General features: G+C 35.9%; 2 protein-coding genes. Both read left to right on the forward strand.

The window, feature by feature from the left end; translation table 11 throughout:
• Positions 1-215, forward strand: a 215-nt coding sequence (gspS2, locus tag AB4161_RS23215; RefSeq protein WP_372084491.1) for a type II secretion system pilot lipoprotein GspS-beta, incomplete at its 5' end; no start/stop codon positions are given.
• The gene (locus AB4161_RS23220) at positions 216-446 is read left to right on the forward strand and encodes a hypothetical protein (protein WP_004735670.1); all 231 of its coding nucleotides are present in this window, start codon (positions 216-218) and stop codon (positions 444-446) included. It abuts the gene before it with no gap.
• Positions 447-454 lie beyond the last annotated feature (8 nt).

Here is a 454-nt window from a genome sequence, read left to right on the forward strand (position 1 = left end):
CACAGTCAGAGGGCGATAGTGTCACTCTTGTTTTCGTAAAAAAGAAAACTTTGAATATGGACCGCTTAGTAGAAAAAGTCGCCGTTAGTTTTTGTGACAACATCGAAATAAGACCACTATTAGAGAGTGGGATCTCTTATCGAATCATTACCTTAGGAAAAAATGAGAAAGTAGAAAGCCTTAACGTCATTTCTCTAGCTAAGTGCTCTAATTGAATGCTTAGCAGTCGAATGGATAAAAGCCAATACGAGTTGTTCAATGTACTCAATGACACTATTTTATTGAGGTTTGACCGCCTTACGCCTTGGGAAAAAAACTTTATCACAGAGTTACACCATAAGGTCGTAACTAGACAACTCATTTCAATTAAACAAAAACAGCTTGCTTTAAAAATTTCAATGAAAGCCTATAAATCAAAGAAGAAAAACGCGCGTTCCAACGTTTAATTTAAGCT

Origin of the sequence: Vibrio sp. 10N.286.51.E5 (assembly GCF_041469125.1) — a bacterium.
In the GTDB taxonomy this organism is placed as follows: Bacteria; Pseudomonadota; Gammaproteobacteria; order Enterobacterales; family Vibrionaceae; genus Vibrio; species Vibrio crassostreae_C.

Bases quoted from the DNA above. Each gene is read 5' to 3' on its own strand.
- AB4161_RS23220 (WP_004735670.1), top strand. From the start codon at position 216: ATGCTTAGCAGTCGAATGGATAAAAGCCAATACGAGTTGTTCAATGTA.